Below are 19,104 nucleotides of genomic sequence, written 5' to 3'. Positions count from 1 at the left end.
AACGCAGATTAAGCGCAAATCCGCTGATTTTCTTGCACAAAACTATGAGCAACGCGTCAGCCAGCACCAAGAGTCCGCCCTTGCCCACCGCCATCCAGGAACGCATGGTGATGCGGTTGCGGACACTTGCGCCGGTAGAAGGCTACAGCCTGACACCGCTGCCCAGTGTGCGGATCCTGCGGTCCGACCGGCCTTTGTCGCGCACGCCTGTCCTGTACGACCCGGGTGTCGTGATCGTCTGCCAGGGCCGCAAGCGGGGTTACTTTGGTGACCAGCTATATGTGTACGACGCGCAGCAATACCTGGCCGTGTCGGTGCCCGTGCCGTTCAGCATGGAAACGGATGCGACGCCTGAGCAGCCCTTGCTTGCGCTGTATCTGCACCTGGACTTCGCGCTGGCGGCCGACGTGGCGGCGCAGATCGATCGTGTGGGTACCGCCCGGAACGTGCAACCGCCGCAGAGCATGATGTCAACGCCCATGGACGACGCCATGCAACTGTCCGTGCTGCGCTTCCTGGAAGCGATGCATGACCCGCTGGAGGCTGCGGTGCTGGGCCCGTCCTTGCTGCGCGAACTGTACTTTCGTGTGCTGTCGGGCGCGCAGGGCGGCTCGATGCGTGAAGCCTTGGCGGCGCGGGGGCCGTTCGGCCGTATCGGAAAGTCGCTGCGGCTGATTCACGCACGCTATGCGCAGCAACTGGGGGTGACCGAGCTGGCGGACGCGGCCGGGATGAGCGTGCCGAGTTTCCACACGCACTTCAAGGCCATCACCCAGGTTTCGCCCATGCAGTATGTAAAGTCGACACGCTTGCACCAGGCGCGCCTGTTGATGGTGCGCCAGGACCTGACCGCCGAAGCCGCGAGTCATGCCGTGGGTTACACCAGCCCGTCGCAGTTCAGCCGCGAATTCAAACGGCTGTTCGGCTTGACGCCCGCGGCCGAGGCCAACCGGCTGCGGCAGAGCTTTGCGTTGCCCGCGGCGTTCGACGACGCAACCTTCGTCTCGTCGCATTGATCTTGCGCCGATGCTTACGGGCAGGCACGCAGAATGCTGCACCACACCATTGCATTAATTTGATTGAAAGGAAGACAGCATGCAACGAACCGCTCTGGTTGTAGGGGTGACAGGAATAGGCGGCAACCATGTTGCGCGCGAACTGCTCGCCAAGGGTTGGAATGTGATCGGCCTGTCGCGCCGGCCGCCCCGTGATCTGCCCGACGTACAGCACGTCGCCGCCGACCTGCTGGACCCGCAGGCCTTGAGCACGGCGCTGGCCGACGTTGCGCCAACCCACGTCTTCATCACCACGTGGATGCGGCAGGACACTGAAGCCGAGAACATACGCGTCAATGCCGCGCTGGTGCGCAACCTGCTGGACGCCCTGTCGGCCAGGAAAAGCGTGCGCCATGTGGCTCTGGTCACGGGCCTGAAGCACTACCTTGGCCCCTTCGAAGCCTATGCCAAATCCGGTACGCTGCCGGACACGCCCCTGCGCGAAAGCCAGCCGCGCCTGCCGCTGGAAAACTTCTACTACGCGCAGGAAGATGAGGTCTACGCCGCCGCCGAGCGCGATCGCTTCACCTGGAGCGTGCATCGCCCGCACTCAATCATCGGCCAGGCCGTCGGCAATGCCATGAACATGGGCACGACGCTGGCCGTGTACGCCACGATCTGCAAGGAAACGGGCCGCCCCTTCCAGTTCCCCGGATCCGAAGCGCAGTGGAAGGGTCTGTCCGACGTGACTGACGCCCGCATGCTGGCCAAGCAGCTGGTGTGGGCCGCCGACACCGATGCCGCCAAGAACGAGGCCTTCAACATCGTCAACGGCGACGTGTTCCGCTGGAGCTGGCTGTGGCCGAAACTGGCCGAGTGGTTCGGCGTCGAGCCCGCCGGCTACAACGGGCAGATCCAGCCCCTGGAGACGGCCATGGCGCAGGACGCGCCCCTGTGGCGCGACATTGCGACCCGCCACGGCCTGGCCGAGCCCGACCTGGATCGGCTCGCGTCCGCCTGGCACACCGACCTGGACCTGGGCCGTCCGCTGGAAGTCATGACCGACATGGCCAACAGCCGCCGCCTGGGGTTCACGGCGTATCAGGCGACCGATGCGTCGTTCTTTGAACTGTTCGAGCGGCTGCGTGCGCAGAAGCTGATTCCTTGAGGCCTGGGGGGGCGGCTTGAACTCGGGCCGCCCTCAATTCCGAGCCAGATAGGCCGCCTAGTTCCCTACCAACGAGATCGGCAGTCGCGCGACGCCCGCGCCTGCGCGCACCGTATCTCGCGCCATCGACCGCGACGTCAGGCGTAGCACCGGTTCGACCGTCAGCGTCGTGCTGCGGCGGCCCTTGATCACGGACCACTATCTTGCTCACACCAGGGCCGGCCGACCCCTCAACGGTGATGCGCGCTCAAGTCTTCGAGCCGGACGCCTTCCCCTGCAGACCCGGCGGCGGCGTGGCTTCCTCTGCATCCGGATCGCGGCCTTGGCTGCGATCGAAGTTGCGCATCACTGGCGTGACGGTAATACCGTGCATCAGGATCGACACCAGGATCACCAGGCCCACAATGGACCACAGGCGTTCGGCGTCCTGCACGTTCTCCATGTGGTTCAGGCCATAGGCCAGGTAGTAGATCGAGCCGACGCCGCGGATCCCGAAGAAGGACAGCGTCAGCCGTTCCTGCCAGTCGGCCTTGTGTCCGATCAGCCCGATCAGGCCAGCCACCGGACGCACGATCAACAGGATGACGATCACCGCGACCACGTCGGTCCACTTCAACGCTGACAGCAGGCCGCTGACTAGCGCGCCACCGAACAGGATCAGCAGGATCATCATCGCGATGCGTTCGACCTGTTCGGTCAGCGCGTGCATCTCCAGCTGGAATTCGTGATCGCGATGGGCGTGGCGAAAGGTTAGCGCGGTAACGAACACGGCCAGAAAGCCGTAGCAGTGAATCAATTCCGTCAGGCCGTACGAGACGAAGGTGGCCGATACCGCGATCAGTCCGTCGCCGGTCTTGACCAGTTTGGTCTTGGCCGGCACGTGGAATGTCAGCCAGCCGAACAGGCGTCCGATCAGGTAGCCGCCGACGACGCCTGCCCCGATTTCCCACAGCACGTTGTACGTCAGCCATTTGGCAAGCCAGGGTTCGCCGGTCGTGGCGGCCAGCGAGAGCACGATGGCCAGGTGAACGAAGGGGAAGGCAAAGCCATCGTTCATGCCCGCTTCCGACGTCAGGCCGAAACGGACCTTGTCTTCATCGCCGGATTTGGGCGGCCCGACCTGGACGTCGGCGGCCAGCACGGGATCGGTGGGAGCAAGGGTGGCGCCCAGCAGCAGGGCGGCGGTCCACGTCAGGCCCATTCCCCAACCGGCAATCAGCGTGATCGCGGCGATGCTCAATGGCATGGTGATGGCGATCAGCCGCCACGTCACGCCCCAAGTGCGGAAGCTGAAGATGCGGTCCAGTTTCAAGCCGGCGCCCATCAACGCGATGATCACCACGAATTCCGAAAACCGCTCGGTGATCTCGGGGTAGCGGATCGGCAGGGGATTCAGAGTTACCTGCGGGAGCAGAAATATGCCGGCTCCCAAGGCAATGCAGACAATAGGCAATGACAGCGGCAGCCGCCGCAATGCCAGGGGCAACCAGGCGACCAGGGCAATCAACAGCCCGGTACCCGTCAGCACGAGGATGTAAGGGTCGGGGGAAAAGTCTACGGGGAGCTGCATGGGACCCTTGGGTGGCGGGGGACTGCCTGGTTGCGTATAGCAACTATCGTGCCGTCCGGTCAGTGCCCCGTCATCTTCAGGTTAGCTTGTCCATTGTGATGGGCAGACTCCGAATGCGTTTGCCCGTTGCATGGAACACCGCATTGCCGATGGCCGGCGCCACCCCCACAACGCCGATCTCCCCCACGCCTTTGCCACCCAACGCACTCGCCTGCAGGTCCGGAATGCCGACCGACATCACCCGGATGTCCGGGACATCGGCGTTCACAGGCAAGGCGTAGTCGGCGAAATTGGCGTTTACGGTGCGGCCGTCGCGTGGGTCGATGTGGCCTTCTTCCAGCAGGGTCTGTCCCAGTCCCATCACCATGCCACCGATCCATTGGCTCTCGGCAAGTTTCGGGTTGAAGATCCTGCCGCTGTCGAAGGCGGCCACCATACGTTTGACCCGGATCGTGCCGAAGTCTTCGTCCACGCGTACCTCCACGAACTGGGCGCACCAGCTGTGGGCCGAGACGCCGCCTTCCAGCGATGCCTTCAATTGCGCGAAGCTGCGGTCGGCGGCGTTCTTTATGGCTTCGGTTGCCCCAGGACCGAAGGTGTTGCCTTCGACTTCGAGCGTGCGCTGGCCGACTGCCGTCAGCAACTGCGCGAGGGTGATGCGGCCGCGCGGACGGCGGGTCGTGCGGAGGGCGCCCCGGTCGAAGGACAGGTCGGCGGTTCGCGAACCGGCCAGCGGCGACTTGGGGTGTGTTGCCGCCAGGGTCAGGAAGGCGGCGCGCGCATTGGCTGCCGCCTGCATCACGGCGCCCGTCAGATTGTTGGCCTGTTGCGATCCGCCGGCGAGCGCGGACCGGGGCAGCACGGTGTCCCCAAGCCGAACCGTCACGGTTTCCACAGGCACGCCCAGGGCTTCGGCCGCGGTCTGCGCAAGGATCGTGTAGGTGCCCGTGCCGATGTCGGTGCCCGCACTGAGAACCTCGATCTGGCCCGTGGCATGAAAGACCAACCTGGCTTCGCTTGCGGTGCGGATCATCGGATAGGCGCCGGCCGCCATGCCGTAGCCGATCAGTTCCCGGCCCTCGCGCATCGATCGCGGGCGCGGATTGCGCTTGCCCCAGCCGATGGCATCGGCGCCCGCCGCATAGGCTTCGCGCAATTGCCGTGTGGTCCATGGCAGTTTGCTGCTGGGGTCGATGTCGGCCCAGTTGGCCAGGCGCAGGGCAATCGGGTCCATGTCCAGCGCGTAGGCCAGTTCGTCCATGGCGCTTTCGAGAGCATAGGCGCTGGGGTTTTCGCCCGGCCCGCGTTTCCATCCCGGCTGGACGGCATGCACAGGCACCACGTTGAGACGCGACGCCAGATTAGGAGTGGCGTACATGATCTTCGTCACGTTGTTGCAGGCTTCGACATGCATGTCGTCGATGGCGGTTTCGTTCCAGCTTTCGTGGACGATGGAAACGATCTTGCCTTCCCTGGTGGCGCCGATCGCCAGGTTCTGCCGGGTGGCGGGGCGGCCGCCCAGCCCGGTGAAGGTCTGTGGCCTCGTGAGTGCTACCTTGACGGGGCGGCCCAGCTGTCGCGACGCGGCGCACGCCAGTCCGACATGCGGATGCGCGCCGATCTTTGATCCGAATCCCCCGCCAACATAGGGCGAGATGACGCGCACCTTGTCGATGTCGATGCCTAGCCATTCGGCAATGACGCTGCGTGCACCGCCAACCCACTGGCTGGGTTCCCACACCGTGATTCCGCCGTCGCTCCACGATGCGATCGTTGCGTGGGGCTCCAGCGGCACGTTGTACTCGCGTGCGGTGGAGTAGGTGGCCTGGACCTTCACCTCTGCGCCGGCCAGCGCGGCCGCGGCATCGCCCCAGTTCGCCGCCATGGCGTCGATGGCCATCGGCGACGCCGCCGGGTCATCCATGTCCAGAATGGCCTTGTCGTCCTGGTACGTGACCTTGAGCAGGCTGGCGGCTTCCGTTGCCTGTTCGAAGGTCTCTGCCACCACCAGCGCCAGATGCATGCCGTTGAACCGGACGATGTCGTCCTGAAGCGGCGTGAACGCTTCGGTGGCGCCGCCGCCCTTGGCGTAAACGGTGGGTGTGTTGAGCTTGAGCGGGTGGTGCAGGGTGTAGACGTCGATGACACCGGGCAGCGCTTTGGCGGCTGACGTATCAATGGCAAGGATGCGTCCCGCGGGGCGTGTCGATTGGACGGTGACCCCATAGGCCAGGTTGGCAAGCTTCTGTTCGATGGCGTAGCGTGCCTGTCCGGTGACCTTCAACGGGCCTTCGGCACGTGGCAGGCGAGCCCCCAACGCAGGGGATGGCGGTGCGGCGGCGTCTGTTGCCATCGCAGGGTGCGCAGTCAACCCCAGGCCCGCCAGGCTGATCCCTGCGCTGCCTGCGACCGTCGCGCCAGCGCCAAGCTTCAGCATCGTGCGGCGGTCCGCGTCGAAATCGGGATGGTCGGTCATGCGATGTCTCCTGCTGTCATCAAGGCGCGGGCCACCACCTTGGGGGCCAGCTGAACTTTGAAAGCGTTGTGCCGGCCCGGCGCGGCGCCGTGCATGGCTTGCGCCGCGGCCGTCCGCAGCGTGGTTTCGTCCAGTGTCTTGCCGATCAGGGCGGCCTCGACCGCGCGCAGTCGCCAGGGTTTGGTCGCGACGCCGCCCACGGCGATGCGGACGTCTCGCAGGGTCTTGCCATCCGCTTCCAGTTCGATGCCCACTGCCGCGCTTGCCGCAGCGAATTCGTACGACGCGCGATCCCGCACCTTGAGGTAGTGCGAGCGCATCAACGCCCCTGACCGCGGAAGCTCGATGGCCACGATCATTTCGCCGGCAGCCAGGGGATGCTCCAGATGCGGCGTCTGGCCGGGGAGCAAAAAGAATTCGTCCACCGGAATGACGCGTTCAACGTCGCCCCTGATGATGACCTTGGCATCGAAGGCGACAAGCGCCACGGCGAAGTCGCCGGGATAGGCGGCAGTGCAAGCGTCACTGGTTCCAAGCACCGCATGGTTGCGATGGAACCCTTCCAGGGCCGCGCATCCCGAACCGGGGGTGCGCTTGTTGCAGTTGGCGTAAGCGCCCGGGTCTCGAAAGTAGGTGCACCGGGTGCGCTGCATCAGATTGCCGCCGATTGACGCCATGTTGCGCAGTTGTGCCGACGCGGCGCGCCACAGGCTTTCGGACAACACCGGTGCAGCCGCCTGGATGTCCGCGTGGTCGGCCACCTTGCTCATTCTGGCCAGGGCGCCGATACGAATGCGATTCGCCGACACGGTAATCGCGTCCAGCCCGGGCACGCGGGTGATGTCGATCAGCCGGGCAGGGCGTTCCACGTTCAGCTTCATGAGGTCGACGAGGGTCGTACCGCCTGCCAGAAAACAGGTGCCGGCCTGGCGCCCTTCGGCCACTGCCGTGGCCAGGTCTTGCGGGCGAAGGTAGTCGAACGCTCTCATCGCGAAACTCCTTGTGCAAGCCGCCTGGCGGCTTCGCGCACAGCCGCGACGATGTGCGGATAGGCGCCGCAGCGGCACAGGTTGCCGCTCATGTATTCACGAATCTCGGCATCGGTGCGTGCGTGGCCTTCCCGGATGCAGGCCACGGCCGACATGATCTGGCCTGGCGTGCAATAGCCGCACTGAAACGCGTCGTGGTCAATAAAGGCGCGTTGAACGGCGTGCAGCACGCCATCGCCGGTCTTCAATCCTTCGATGGTCATGACGGGCTGGCCTTCGACTTGCATCGCCAGCGTCAGGCAGCTGAGCATCCGTTCTCCGGCGACGTGCACGGTGCAAGCGCCGCATTGACCGTGGTCGCAGCCTTTCTTGGTGCCAGGCAGATCGGCATGTTCACGCAAGGCGTCGAGCAGAGTGGTGCGGGGGTCGAGGACGAGCGGAATGCGCTTGCCATTGATGTCGAGCGTGATGGAACGGGGGGTAGACATGTCGTTTCCTGAAGATGACCGGGTCAGCCGGAGTGCCGGACGTTGAACCACCCCGTGGTGGCAGCGATGACGTCCCACAGCCTGGTTGGAATCGCAAGACGTGAGCGGTCGGACGCCGCGATGTCGAGGGCGACGGCGTGCGGCGCCTTGCCTTGCGCAATCCGGACCCAGTCCGGATTCATGACCAGGCCCTGTCCCACCGCGACCAGCGACACCCCGGCAGCCAGGGCAGCCTCGGCCTGTTCCGGGGTGCGCACTTGCCCGGCGGCGATCAAGGGAATGCGCCCTGCAAGATAGTCCCGCAAGATGTCGGTGATCCGTTGATCATCAGGCGCATCGACCGGCCGGGCTTCAAGCACGTCATTCAACGAGACATGCAGATAGTCGATGCCGTGGTCGATCAATCGATCAACCAGGGCCAGCGAATCCGCGATCCGCAGGCCGTCTGCATGCGGCTCATCGACCGTGATGCGGTAGCCGAGCACGAACGGCGCACAGGCGTGGGTAGCGATCGCTTCGCGCACCGCGTCGACCACGGCCAGCGGAAAACGCATGCGCTTGTCCAGCGACCCGCCCCATTGATCCGTGCGCTGATTGAAGTGCGGCGAGAAGAAATTCTGAAGTAGAAAGCCATGCGCCCCATGCAGTTCGACGCCGTCGAACCCGGCCTGGATGGCACGGCGTGTGGCTTCGCCGAATGCATGGACGACGTCGCCCACCTCGGCATCGGTCAGTGCGCGCGGCATGACGGCAGAGGCGTACGGGCCCGCATCCCCCCGAACAGCGCTCGCCGCGACGATGTCCGACACCAGCTCGGCCTGGGTCTTCACCCCGGCGTGGAACAGCTGGAGGATCGCCGGCGCGCCACCACTTTTTGCGGCATCGGCCAAGCGCGTCAGGCTGGGAATGAAGCTGTCGTCCCAGGCGGCAAATTCACCGGTGAACCCCTTGCCATTTTCCTGGACATGGGTGCAGCCGGTAATGACCAGGCCGACGTCTTTCACGCGCAGCCGGTAGTAGGCCTCTTCGCCGGCAGAGACCGTGCCGTCATCGTTGCCGGCCCAGGTGGTCATTGGCGCCATGACCACGCGGTTGCGCAGGGTGAATCCTTCGGCCAGCGAAAAAGGCGCAAGAAGAGGGGATGGCGAGGTCATGGAATGCTTCCTTCTGGACATGCGTGAATGAACCGTCAGTCACGATAGGCCCGCAGGCATTCAGTGACTAGACAGCTGATTTCGTATGGGCTTAGAAGGAAGTTTGATGAATGGCGCCGGGCTGATTCGGTCAGCGACGGTAGCGAAGTGCTTCCAGCACCAGTGCAAAGGCAGGCGACTGCTGACGCCGGCTTGGGTAATAGAGGTGATAGGCGGGCCGCGGCGGGCACCAGTCCGCAAGCACCTGGATCAAGCTCCCGTCCTGCAACGAGGCGTCCACCATGTCCTTGGGAAGGTACGCCAGCCCCATCCCGTCCTGGGCGGCCTGCAACATCTGGCTCAAGGAACTGAAAGCCGCTCGCCCATCGATCCGCACTTTGACTTCACGCTTCAGCTTGGCAAATTCCCAGGTGTAGAAACCTCCATGGGTAGGCAAGTGGAGGCGCAGGCAGCTATGCGCGGTCAGATCGTTGGGCGTGGCGGGCGGCTTGTGCGTTCGGAAATAGGCGGGCGCCCCGACAACGGCAAACCGAAAGGCAGGCGCGATCGGAACCGCGATCATGTCCTTGTCGACCTGTTCGCCGAGCCGCACGCCCGCATCGTAGCGATCGGCAACGATGTCTCGCAGCGTGTATTCGCTGATGATCTCGACGTTGATGTCAGGATAGTCGCGAAGCAGGGGGACCAGCTTGGGCCACAGAATCGTTTCGGCCGCATGTTCGACGGTCGTGATCCGGACCGTGCCCGCCGGTTTGTCGCGCATGCCGCTCAGTGCCACGACCTCGCTTTCGATCGCGTCAAAGTGCGGGGCGATGCGGTCCAGCAGGCGCTCGCCCGCATCGGTTACCGACACGCTTCGCGTCGTGCGAGTCAGGAGCCGCAATCCGAGCCGGGCTTCCAGTGTGCGAACGGTGTAGCTCAGCGCGGATTGGGAGACGCCCAACTGCGCGGCGGCTTTGGTGAAGCTCTTGTTCCTGGCGACCGCAATGAAAGCCAGGTAGTCGTTCACGTTCTCTCGGCGCATTCAGGAATCCACTGGGCTGTGCAAGGGTGACGGCCGCGACACATGCCGTTCCATCCGCAGGATAACAAGACGCACAACACGCCGCGTCTGCCGGCGGTCGTCAATCCGTCGTGCTCGGACTCCAGAACGCCTGCCGCACCGCGGGCATGGCCGCCAGTTGCTTCACCAGGGAATCGAGCTGATCGCCATCGATCGACGTGGCCGCCAGGGTCGCTTCGATCTCCACCTCGTCGTGGCCGAAGGCGCGCAGGTTCACATTGCGGGCGGGAAGGCTTGCGCGTTCCAGCGCTTCTTCCAGCCGGGCCATCACCTGCTTCTGATGGTTGCTGTCCGCAATCACATGGACCGTATTCGTGACTTCGGCCGAATCTACGTCCATGGGTTTGCGGTCGATGGCGTTGACGATGGGGCGCAGCAAGGTGTTGGCCGACAGCACGAAGAGTGTGCCCAGCACAGCTTCCACGATCAGGTCCGCCCCCGCCGCCGCGCCGATGGCGGCCGAGCCCCACAAGGTGGCTGCGGTATTCAGCCCGCGCACATTGCCTTCTTCGCGCATGATCACGCCGGCGCCCAGAAAGCCGATGCCCGACACCACGTAGCTCATGACCTGCACCGCGCCGCCCGACCCCTGCAACCGGTTGGCGGTGTCAACGAACAGCGCGGCGCCGACCGCGACCAATACGTTGGTGCGCAGCCCCGCGGTGCGTTGGCGGTACTGGCGCTCGAAGCCGATCAGGCCACCGAGCAGGAACGCGGTGGCCAGGCTGATCAGCGTGTCGAGCAGCGACGTAAGGTTGATGTTCTGGAGTGCTGCCATACCGGGTCCTTGATAGGTGCGCACGTATCCTACCGCAGGCGGCGTGACGGTATGGCGACCGTATTACTTGTCGAAGTACCCCTGCTGAATGGCTCGCAGCCACACCGGGCCAATCACGCGCACCTGGCGATCGACAATGCTGTGGTTGAACCCTTCGATCCGGGTCAACACGTGCTTGCCGATGTACGGCGCCATCATGGTTCGGGCGGCTTCCATCGACTTGACGGGATATACCTCGTCCAGCGTGCCGTTCATGTCCCACACCGGCAGGCCTTTCAAGGCCGGCCCCGGCATGCTCGTTGCCAGGATGTCATTGAGCATCTTGTTGAAGCCGAGCGCCTTGGTTTCCGCCGGCACGAAGCTGGCCTTGTACAGACGCATCGCCAGTTCGGACAGCGCCCCGACGTTGTAGAACATGATGGGATCTTCCACGCCCTTGAAGCGAGGCTCTTTCAGGTTGCGTGCCCACCGCGCTTCCTTCTGGTCAGGATCCGCGCGCTTGTTGTAGAACTCGAAATCCGCGCGGCCTCGGCCGCGTACACGCAGCGCAGACTTCTCGTAAGGCCAGTCCCAGCGCCCGCCTTCGACTGACCCGTAGTAGTACGCGACACCCGGAGGCGAGGAGCCCCAATTCAGGTAGCCGTCCGGCCGCACCCGTTCGGCAAGTGGCCACATCAACGCGCCACCGGTCGAGAAGCCCCAATACAGCACCAGGGACTTCTTGCGTTCCGCCATGGGCAGCGCATGACGCAGGCCAGCTTCCAGGCCATCGACCATGGCGACTGGCGTCGCGGCGACCATCTCGTTGAATAGCTGCGTGCCTTCGTTGGGAAAGCGCACGTATTCGCTACCGCTTGAACTTGCCGTAGTGCCTGCCGGCTTGACCGTATAGTCGGATTTGGCCCAGTACGCTTTCTGATGCTGCGAGAAAATCGGCATGCGATCGTCCAGCGGAATGGTTTCCCACGAGCCGCTCTTGTCGGGCGCAAAGAAATTCCATCGGCCCACGCGTGTCAGCGCGACGAAGGTCACGCCGCGCTTGGCCAGGTACACGCCGATGCCTTCCTTACCTTCGTCGGTCTCGATGAATCCGTTGGCGCTCGAGCTGCCTTCTTCTGTCGCGATCAGGACCACTTTGCGGCCCTTGTGCATCAGGGGCTTGGCCGGCTCCAGGCGCATGACGACCTGCGTGAACTGCATGCCATTGGCGGTGAAGTCGACATAGTCGACCGTCTTTTTGAAAGAGGTCGACTCAGGAAAGTCCTTGCCCTGCAAGATCTCGTTCACCTCGGCCTCGGGCAGCGTGCCCTTGTCGGCAGGCAAGGTCCAGGCGCCTGCGACGCTCAGGTACACAGTGGAAAGCACGGCAACGAGTGCGCCGGCAACAACCTTCGATCTCATGAATTTCGTCCCTTGTTTATGTCTGTCATTCCTGGAGGGGAAAAACTTTACACATAAACAAAGGGGTGAAAGGCATGATCCCAATTCTGGGTTTTGAGATCCCGCATCCGGTGCATGAATTGCACCAGCGTCGTGCAGGATTGCGGCGCCGGTACAACGCTGAGGTGTCAGAACAGGTGGCGTATGCCCAGATCGAAGCCGAACTGGCCATAAGCCGGCGTAGTCGCGCTGATCATCTGGAACTGGGCGCCGTTGCGGTTGTTGATCTTCGCAACTGTCGTGTACAGGTTGGTGCGCTTCGATATCTGGTAGGTGTAGCCCAGGGCGTAGTGCGTGGCCTTGGCGTCGGCGTTGGCAATCTTGCGCTGGTCATCCGCATAGTTCACGGCGCCGTAGACCATGTGATTGCCAAAGGGCAGCTTGGCGCCCACGCTGTACACGTTCATGTCGGTGTCCTGCTTCGTGGCGCCCGGCACGCCATTCAGATCCGAGCGCAGGCGCTGCATCCCACCAAACATGATGACGGGCCCCAGGTCGTAGCTGCCGGTCAGCATGGTGCCGTAACTGGACGTCGTGCCGGTGGCATTGTTCGTGTCGTAGTGCGCCAGCGAGGCCTTCAAAGGACCATTCTGGTAAAGCAAGGCCGCCACGTAAGACCGGCCTGCCGACGTGCTCAACGTCGATTCTCCGGCGGCGTACATGATGGAACCCGTCAGGCCGGCAAACGTCGGCGTCTTGTACACCGCGCTGTTATTCAGCCGGGAAAACCCGTTCTGCAGGTTGAGCCCAGCGCCAACCGTGCCCGCACCGAAGGGGTCGCCCGTCAGCACCGTGGTGATGTAGAACGGGGTGTACTGACGACCCAGGCTGAGCGAGCCCAGCCGCGCGCTTTCAAGCCCCACGAATGCCTGGCGGCCGAACAGTGCACCCAGCGTCGACGTGCCATCATCGGCATTGATCCCCATTTCCAAGGTAAAGAACGCCTTGTTGCCGCCGCCCAGGTCTTCGGCCCCGCGCAAGCCCAACCGGGAGCCCGCCTGCCCGCCACCGGTAATGCTTTTCTTGCTGCCACTGCCGGTGATGGGATCCGACTGGTAGATGAAGCCGGAATCCACGAGCCCGTATACGGTGACGTTGGATTGGGCATATGCGCTGGTGAAAGCGCTGCTGGCAAGGGTGGCGCAGGCGAGCGAAAGCGTCGCAGTAACGCGATGGGTCATGGTGTCTCCGTCTACAACGATGGGTGTGGCGCGGCAAAGCTGCCGTGCGGGTTTCGAACGACGTGCGTTCAGGTGTCGTGAGGCAAACCGCTTGTGGCGGAACTACGCGCTGTCTTTGGTTGGATGAATTGATCGACAGCGACGTGATCACGAACGCCTGTACTGTAAGAAGTCTTGTCGCTGCCGCCTATGATGGCAGCGACAAAGCTGAAAGACTGCCTAATTGAAGCGTGTCATTTTCCAGGATCAACCGATAGGGAGGCTAGCCGGGCAGCCTCGCGATCGGCGGCTTGCCGCCGTTCTTGCGCCAGGCTTTCCAGGATGTCTGGAAGCCGGTTCGACACCGAGTCCATGACGTCGGCATAGCAGCTGTTGCCATGCGCATCGATCGCAACCGTGACGGGCCCAAGGGCTTCCACCTTCAGCCGCACGACGCGATAGTGGGTCAGCATGTCGCGCCATCCGACTTCCAGGACCTCTTTGACTGCCTCCGACAGCAAGGTGCAGCCGCCCCCCAGAAAAGACAGATAGACGCACCCGGTTTCCTTCATGGCCGCCACCGATGCGGCGTCCAGGCCCCCCTTGCCGCCCACTGCGTGCAGACCCAGTTCGCGGATCAAGGTGGGCATGTACGGATTGAAGCGTGTGCTGGTCGTGGGGTTGATGTAGCGCACGATGAAGCTGCCGTCGGGCGCTTCTTCGCTGTAGCTGCCGATGTGGAACAGGCAGCCTTCGTGCAGTTCGAGCGGCAGCGGTTCGGTGCCCTTGAGCGCTTCGAGCAGCCGTTGATGCGTGGGCAGTCCTGCCGTCACTACGATCTCGCCATCTATCAGCAACAGATCACCGGCGTTCAAGCTGCGCGCGTCTTCCAGCGACAAGGGAAACGTCATGCGCCGGGTAGTCGGGCTCACGGTGCTTGTCATGGTCATGCTCCTATTCGACGAAGACGACAGTGTTGTCGTTGTAGATCCTGGCGCGAGTGCGCCGGTTGATCCAACAATTGAAAGACACCGCCACCGGCGTGAACCCATGGCCCGAGCAGTATTCGACGTTCACGGTCATGGCCGTGCTGTCGCCGCCCGTGCCCATGGGACCGAAGCCCGTCTTGTTGATCGCGTTGGCCAGGCGCAACTCCATGTCGGCAACCATGGGTTCGGCGTGCCGGATCCCGATGGGACGCAGCGTGGCTTCCTTTGCCATCTTGGCTGCGTAATCGAACGTGCCCCCGACGCCAACCCCGATGACGACAGGCGGGCAGGGTTGCGATCCCGCTTTGATCACGGTGTCGATCACGAAGCGTTCAATCGTTTCCATGTTGGGAAAGCTGAATATTTCCAGCGCCGCCCAACGACCCGAGCCGAGTGCCTTCGGGCTGCAGGTGATGTCCAGGTAGTCGCTTCCGTCGACCAGGTCGAACGTGGTGATGGGCATGCCTTTGCCGGCGTGGCCCCGTTCAAGCGTCAGTGGATGCGTGATGTGCGGCAACAGGGGTGGCTGGATCGTCGCAACGAGTTCCGCGAAGCCGTCGGTAATCGCTTGCCGGACATCGCCTTCGAATTGCGCTTGCGTGCCCACCCGTGCGAAGTAGACGGGGACGCCCGCATCGGAACAGACGAAGTGATTGTTGCGCGCCGCGGCATCCGCGCTGTCGACCATGATGCGCAAGGTGTTCTTTGCGATCGGACTGGAATCGGTGCGTTCGGCGGCAACGAGCGCCGCGCGGGTGTCGGCGGGAATGCCCCGCAACGACCGGTTATACAGGTCGGCGGTAACGCGGCTGATGGTGCTGGAAGAGATGGCCATGATGGGTCCCGATGAAATCGTTGCGAAGGCAAGTGCCGCTTATTCGGCGGTAATGCCGCGTTCCTTGACGAAGGCGCCCCACTGCCGCGCGCCGCTGACGATCGCGTCGCGGTACTGCGCGGACGTCGTGTCGAGCGTCGCGGCGCCATAGGTGGAGTAGCTGGTCCGGACGGCTTCCGACGCCAGGGTCTTCGACATGGCGGCCTTCAACTTTGCCAGGATCTCAGGCGGCACGCCGGCAGGTGCGATGGCGCCGTACTCCGATTCGTAGGTGGCTTTTGCATAGCCGGATTCAGCCAGGGTCGGCACATTGGGCAGGGCCGGCAGACGGTCCTTGCTGGTAATGGCCAACGCGGTCAGCTGACCGGCCTTGATCAGGGTCCAGACCGACGACAGATCCGCCACCAGGATGTCGGTGTCGCCGCTCATCAGGCCCTGCACGGCAGGCGCTGCGCCGCGATAGGGCACCGGCGCCAGCTTGATGCCTGCCGTGGCCGAGAACAGTTCGCCCACAAGGTGCACCAGCGTGCCCTGGCCTGCATGCGCGTAGGTGACCGCGCCGGGCTTGGCCTTGGCCCGTTCGACCAGTTGGGCGACGGTCTTGATGTCCGACTTTTGTGTCACGACCAGAACGGCCGGGACCCTTGCAATGCCGGACACATACGAGAAGTCCTTGGCGGTGTCGTAGGGCGTTTTGGTCAACGACGGCGACACCATCAGCGCGCCGGGCGAGCCCAGGCCGATCGTATAGCCATCGGGCGCGGCCTTTGCCACGGCGTCGGCACCAATGGCGCCGCCCGCGCCGGCCTTGTATTCGACGACCACGGTCTGTCCGAGTTCATCGCGCAACTGCGGAAGCAGGGCGCGCACGAAGGCATCGGTTGATCCGCCTGCCGGGAACGGCACGATAAAACGAATGGGCCGGTCAGGCCACGACGCCGCGAAAGCGCTGGACGCCACCATGACGCACATGCCGCCAAAAACCAACTTGCCTATTTTTTTCAACATGATGTCTCCTTGATTCTTTCTATGCTTGATCGAGGCGGGCTGCAGCCGCGCCTTCCAACGATGCGATGAGGCTTCCCGCACGCAGGATGTCCACCATGCCGGGTGAAAACGGCTTGGTGGTAAAGGTCTTGCCCGACGACGTGGTGACCACGCCGCGCGACGGGTCCACATGAAGGGTGTCGCCGTCCTGCACGGCGCCGGTGATACCCGGCGCGACAAGAACAGCGAGACCCTGGCTCAGCGCCCGCCGCACAAGCGCGGATTCGCAGGACTCCGCCACCACCGCGGACACGCCCGACAGCCTGATGGCGGCGCTGACCTCGACGTGGTTCTGGTGCGCGAAATTCTTGCCTGCGACAACGATGTCGCCCGCTTGCACCGATGCCGGGAATTCCGGCCGATACCGCTTGAAGCACATGGACTTGAGCGTGGCTTCATCGAAGGGCTCGCCAAAGCCTTTTGCAACCGCCGAAAAATCGATGATCCCGTCATCGCCGCAGATGTCGTCACCGAACTTCCAGACGCGGCCTTCGAGTTCGAATGGCGCTGCGTCGGTCGCACTGCCCGAGCCCGGCAGGGCCTGCACCGCGGATGTAGCGGATACGCGGTCGACCACCTGGAATGCCGGTGCGTCTGCAGAGGGCGAGGGTTGCAGGCCGGCTGCCTCGGGCGCACAGGCGATTTCACCTGCCACGGCCGACGCCGCGACCACGGCCGCCGACGACAGGTAGATCGCGGCGTCGCGACTGCCATTGCGGCCTTGATAGTTGAATTGATGGGTCGAGATCGACACCTCGTCGCCGGTCAGCACGCCGTGGTAGCCCCAGCAGGTATTGCATCCTGGCGGCAAGACGGTTGCGCCCGCGCTGGCAAAGATCTCGAGCAGGCCTTCACGCGCCGACTGCGCGTAGACCTCTGCGCTGCCGGGCGAGATGTACATGGTGACGTGGTCGGCGATATGCCTGTCCTTGAGCACGGCCGCGCCGGCCCGCATGTCTTCGAGCCGGTTGCCCGCGCACGAACCTATCGTTGCCTGGTCGATCTTTTTGCCGGCCAGTTCGGACACCGGCCGGACGGCGTCGATGCGAGGCGGCACCGTAATCATGGGTTCGATACGCGACAGGTCACAGGTGATCTCCATCGCAAGCGGGGCGTCGGCGTCGCCAGCCAGAAGATGCATCTCGCGCCCGTCAGCACGTGCGTTGACATAGTCGAGCGCGATCGCATCAACGTCCATCAGGGCAGTGTCCGCACCGGTGTGATAGACGCAGGCCAGGATGGTCTGGCGCTCGTCCATATTGAGCGTGGCAAGGCCTGGCCCGCCGAACTCCAGGCAGCAGTCGGCGAATTTGCCCGAGCTGCTGAAGTCACGGATCAGGGTCTGGGCAACATCGCGCGCGGTCACGCCGTTGCGCAGCGCGCCTGTCAGCGTGATCTTGACCGTGGCCGGCACCGATACCCAATTCCTGCCTGTGGCCAGGACGGCAACGATGTCCGTGGTCATGGGAATGCTGACCGCGCCAACGGCGCCGATCGACGCGATATTGCCTTCGTCCGAAAACACCAGCAGGCCGGGTCGGGCAAAGCCCTTTTCGACCATCAGCAGGTGCCGCAAGCCCGTGCCTGGACCGAAGAAGTTGGTGATGTCGTACTGCTTGGCCATGTCCTTGAGCAGACGATGCGTGGCTGGATGCTTGGAGCCCATCGTGGCAGACGTCGTGTGATCCACGACCAGCACGAACTTGTCGGGCCGCTGCAGCCGCTCGATACCCAGGCGGTCCAGGTTCCGCTTGTGCACCGGCCAGACCAGCTCCTGGTTCACCAGATAGTCCGGCGTGCAATCGACGTAGTCGCCCACGCCGACCCAGGCCTTGCCCGCCGCGCGCGCGATGATCTTCTGCACGGTAGTCATGGGCAGCATCGTGGCTTGCGAAGTCATGATGCTTTTCCTGCGGCGTCCCAAGCTTGTGGATTGACCGTATGTTCCGGCATGCGACCTTCCAGTGCCGTGACGACGCTGCGGGCCACCGACATGGCGACGCGTTCGATCGACTCGCGCGAGAACGTCGCCATGTGCGGCGTGACGATGATGCCGGGCACGCCGATCAGCGGGCTGGTGCTGCCTGCGCCCTGCTTGCAGAGCACGTCGACCGCGGCGCCACCCAGCCGGCCGCTTTTGACGGCGTCGGCCAGGGCCGCCTCGTCGATCAGGCCGCCGCGCGATGTGTTGATGATGAACGCACCCGGCTTCATCCGGCTGATCGATTCCGCATTCACCATGTTGGCCGTGGCGTCGGTCAGGGGCGCATGCAAGGACAGGATGTCCGCCTGGGCAAGGGCCTCGTCCAGGCTCACGAACGATACGTTTTCAAAGCCGGGCGCAAGCTCGGGTTTGCTGCGCGACACCACCAGCACTTTCATGTCGAAGCCCCGGGCGCGCTTGACGACCGCCTGGCCGATCCGGCCAAAGCCCACGACAGCCAGCGTCTTGGACCAGAGTTCAGTGCCGATGGTCCGTTGCCAACCGCCGCCCCGCACATTGTTCGCCGCGTCGGTCAGGCCGCGCATCGCTTGCAGCATCAGGCCGAACGTAAAGTCGGCGACGCTTTCATGATTGGTGCCTGCCGCGACCGTGACGATCACGCCGCGTTCGGTTGCCGCGTCGATGTCGACCGAGTCGAAGCCGACGCCGGGCCGTGCAATCACGCGCAGCCGCTGTGCGGCTTCCAGCGCGTTGCGGTTCACCGGTTCCATGGCGAACACCAATGCGTCGATATCCTTGACCTGCTCATTGATCCAGGCCTGATCGCTGGATGGCGGCGTGGTCGTTACGATGACCTCGTGGCCAGCCGCACGCATGGCTTCCAAGGCCCGTGGCGAGTTGGCGACGGAACCCGCGGTTACCAGCACTTTGCCTTTTTGTATCGCCCTCATGTCATTCTCCTGACGGTATCATCGGCCGACTCGTGGGCCGGCGACATTGCTTGATTG

At 63.8% G+C, this 19,104-nt stretch carries 17 protein-coding genes; 2 read left to right on the top strand and 15 right to left on the bottom strand.

Going from position 1 to position 19,104, the window contains the following annotated elements:
• Nucleotides 1–104 precede the first annotated feature (104 nt).
• Both HD883_RS18445 and HD883_RS18440 read left to right on the top strand, forming a co-directional pair.
• Complete coding sequence (locus tag HD883_RS18445; RefSeq protein WP_373563439.1) at nt 105–1,016, top strand: AraC family transcriptional regulator; 912 nt, start codon at nt 105–107, stop codon at nt 1,014–1,016.
• Nucleotides 1,017–1,095: 79 nt separating this feature from the next.
• The gene (locus tag HD883_RS18440) at nt 1,096–2,163 is read left to right on the top strand and encodes an SDR family oxidoreductase (protein WP_179582783.1); all 1,068 of its coding nucleotides are present in this window, start codon (nt 1,096–1,098) and stop codon (nt 2,161–2,163) included.
• Nucleotides 2,164–2,220: 57 nt separating this feature from the next.
• Here HD883_RS18440 and HD883_RS27750 read toward each other — a convergent pair whose 3' ends face one another.
• The 15 genes from HD883_RS27750 to HD883_RS18370 form a co-directional block, all read right to left on the bottom strand.
• Entirely contained in the window at nt 2,221–2,355 is a 135-nt protein-coding gene (locus tag HD883_RS27750; protein WP_257022289.1) for a hypothetical protein, read from the bottom strand.
• 55 nt (nt 2,356–2,410) lie between these two features.
• A complete protein-coding gene (locus tag HD883_RS18435) occupies nt 2,411–3,733 on the bottom strand; it encodes a cation:proton antiporter (RefSeq protein ID WP_179582791.1) in 1,323 nt (440 codons plus the stop codon).
• Nucleotides 3,734–3,809: 76 nt separating this feature from the next.
• The gene (locus tag HD883_RS18430; RefSeq protein ID WP_179582793.1) at nt 3,810–6,209 is read right to left on the bottom strand and encodes a xanthine dehydrogenase family protein molybdopterin-binding subunit; all 2,400 of its coding nucleotides are present in this window, start codon (nt 6,207–6,209) and stop codon (nt 3,810–3,812) included.
• Nucleotides 6,206–7,198 carry an FAD binding domain-containing protein gene (locus HD883_RS18425; RefSeq protein WP_179582795.1) on the bottom strand — a complete coding sequence of 331 codons (993 nt, stop codon included), beginning with the start codon at nt 7,196–7,198 and terminating at the stop codon, nt 6,206–6,208. Before HD883_RS18425 ends, HD883_RS18430 begins: the two co-directional genes overlap by 4 nt.
• Entirely contained in the window at nt 7,195–7,686 is a 492-nt protein-coding gene (locus tag HD883_RS18420; RefSeq protein WP_179582797.1) for a (2Fe-2S)-binding protein, read from the bottom strand. The genes HD883_RS18425 and HD883_RS18420 overlap by 4 nt, the downstream gene beginning before the upstream one ends.
• Before the next feature lie 23 nt (nt 7,687–7,709).
• Nucleotides 7,710–8,840 carry an NADH-dependent flavin oxidoreductase gene (locus HD883_RS18415; RefSeq protein WP_179582799.1) on the bottom strand — a complete coding sequence of 377 codons (1,131 nt, stop codon included), beginning with the start codon at nt 8,838–8,840 and terminating at the stop codon, nt 7,710–7,712.
• A gap of 130 nt (nt 8,841–8,970) precedes the next feature.
• Nucleotides 8,971–9,864: a LysR family transcriptional regulator gene (locus HD883_RS18410; RefSeq protein WP_179582801.1), complete on the bottom strand. Its 894-nt coding sequence runs from the start codon at nt 9,862–9,864 to the stop codon at nt 8,971–8,973.
• Between the two features lie 100 nt (nt 9,865–9,964).
• The gene (locus tag HD883_RS18405; protein ID WP_179582803.1) at nt 9,965–10,681 is read right to left on the bottom strand and encodes an MgtC/SapB family protein; all 717 of its coding nucleotides are present in this window, start codon (nt 10,679–10,681) and stop codon (nt 9,965–9,967) included.
• A gap of 63 nt (nt 10,682–10,744) precedes the next feature.
• Entirely contained in the window at nt 10,745–12,082 is a 1,338-nt protein-coding gene (locus HD883_RS18400) for a hypothetical protein (protein ID WP_179582805.1), read from the bottom strand.
• 167 nt (nt 12,083–12,249) lie between these two features.
• Nucleotides 12,250–13,302, bottom strand: coding sequence for a porin (locus tag HD883_RS18395; protein WP_179582807.1), 1,053 nt, complete (start codon nt 13,300–13,302; stop codon nt 12,250–12,252).
• Nucleotides 13,303–13,535: 233 nt separating this feature from the next.
• Complete coding sequence (locus HD883_RS18390; RefSeq protein WP_179582809.1) at nt 13,536–14,225, bottom strand: fumarate hydratase C-terminal domain-containing protein; 690 nt, start codon at nt 14,223–14,225, stop codon at nt 13,536–13,538.
• Between the two features lie 10 nt (nt 14,226–14,235).
• A complete protein-coding gene (locus HD883_RS18385) occupies nt 14,236–15,105 on the bottom strand; it encodes a fumarate hydratase (protein WP_179582811.1) in 870 nt (289 codons plus the stop codon).
• Between the two features lie 39 nt (nt 15,106–15,144).
• Nucleotides 15,145–16,113, bottom strand: coding sequence for a Bug family tripartite tricarboxylate transporter substrate binding protein (locus HD883_RS18380; RefSeq protein WP_179582813.1), 969 nt, complete (start codon nt 16,111–16,113; stop codon nt 15,145–15,147).
• A gap of 19 nt (nt 16,114–16,132) precedes the next feature.
• The gene (locus tag HD883_RS18375; protein WP_179582815.1) at nt 16,133–18,052 is read right to left on the bottom strand and encodes an aconitase family protein; all 1,920 of its coding nucleotides are present in this window, start codon (nt 18,050–18,052) and stop codon (nt 16,133–16,135) included.
• The gene (locus HD883_RS18370) at nt 18,049–19,047 is read right to left on the bottom strand and encodes a phosphoglycerate dehydrogenase (protein ID WP_179582817.1); all 999 of its coding nucleotides are present in this window, start codon (nt 19,045–19,047) and stop codon (nt 18,049–18,051) included. Before HD883_RS18370 ends, HD883_RS18375 begins: the two co-directional genes overlap by 4 nt.
• Nucleotides 19,048–19,104 lie beyond the last annotated feature (57 nt).

The organism is Pigmentiphaga litoralis (assembly GCF_013408655.1).
Classification (GTDB): domain Bacteria; phylum Pseudomonadota; class Gammaproteobacteria; order Burkholderiales; family Burkholderiaceae_B; genus Pigmentiphaga; species Pigmentiphaga litoralis_A.
Note: the sequence above shows the minus strand (reverse complement) of the source record. Positions and strands in the feature narration are given on the sequence as shown.

Coding starts and splice junctions, on each gene's coding strand:
- HD883_RS18445 (WP_373563439.1), top strand. CDS start 105: ATGGTGATGCGGTTGCGGACACTTGCGCCGGTAGAAGGCTACAGCCTG.
- HD883_RS18415 (WP_179582799.1), bottom strand. CDS start 8,840: ATGACCTCGCCATCCCCTCTTCTTGCGCCTTTTTCGCTGGCCGAAGGA.
- HD883_RS18395 (WP_179582807.1), bottom strand. CDS start 13,302: ATGACCCATCGCGTTACTGCGACGCTTTCGCTCGCCTGCGCCACCCTT.
- HD883_RS18385 (WP_179582811.1), bottom strand. CDS start 15,105: ATGGCCATCTCTTCCAGCACCATCAGCCGCGTTACCGCCGACCTGTAT.
- HD883_RS18420 (WP_179582797.1), bottom strand. CDS start 7,686: ATGTCTACCCCCCGTTCCATCACGCTCGACATCAATGGCAAGCGCATT.
- HD883_RS18430 (WP_179582793.1), bottom strand. CDS start 6,209: ATGACCGACCATCCCGATTTCGACGCGGACCGCCGCACGATGCTGAAG.
- HD883_RS18375 (WP_179582815.1), bottom strand. CDS start 18,052: ATGACTTCGCAAGCCACGATGCTGCCCATGACTACCGTGCAGAAGATC.
- HD883_RS18410 (WP_179582801.1), bottom strand. CDS start 9,864: ATGCGCCGAGAGAACGTGAACGACTACCTGGCTTTCATTGCGGTCGCC.
- HD883_RS18425 (WP_179582795.1), bottom strand. CDS start 7,198: ATGAGAGCGTTCGACTACCTTCGCCCGCAAGACCTGGCCACGGCAGTG.
- HD883_RS18435 (WP_179582791.1), bottom strand. CDS start 3,733: ATGCAGCTCCCCGTAGACTTTTCCCCCGACCCTTACATCCTCGTGCTG.
- HD883_RS18405 (WP_179582803.1), bottom strand. CDS start 10,681: ATGGCAGCACTCCAGAACATCAACCTTACGTCGCTGCTCGACACGCTG.
- HD883_RS18390 (WP_179582809.1), bottom strand. CDS start 14,225: ATGACAAGCACCGTGAGCCCGACTACCCGGCGCATGACGTTTCCCTTG.
- HD883_RS18370 (WP_179582817.1), bottom strand. CDS start 19,047: ATGAGGGCGATACAAAAAGGCAAAGTGCTGGTAACCGCGGGTTCCGTC.
- HD883_RS18380 (WP_179582813.1), bottom strand. CDS start 16,113: ATGTTGAAAAAAATAGGCAAGTTGGTTTTTGGCGGCATGTGCGTCATG.
- HD883_RS18400 (WP_179582805.1), bottom strand. CDS start 12,082: ATGAGATCGAAGGTTGTTGCCGGCGCACTCGTTGCCGTGCTTTCCACT.
- HD883_RS18440 (WP_179582783.1), top strand. CDS start 1,096: ATGCAACGAACCGCTCTGGTTGTAGGGGTGACAGGAATAGGCGGCAAC.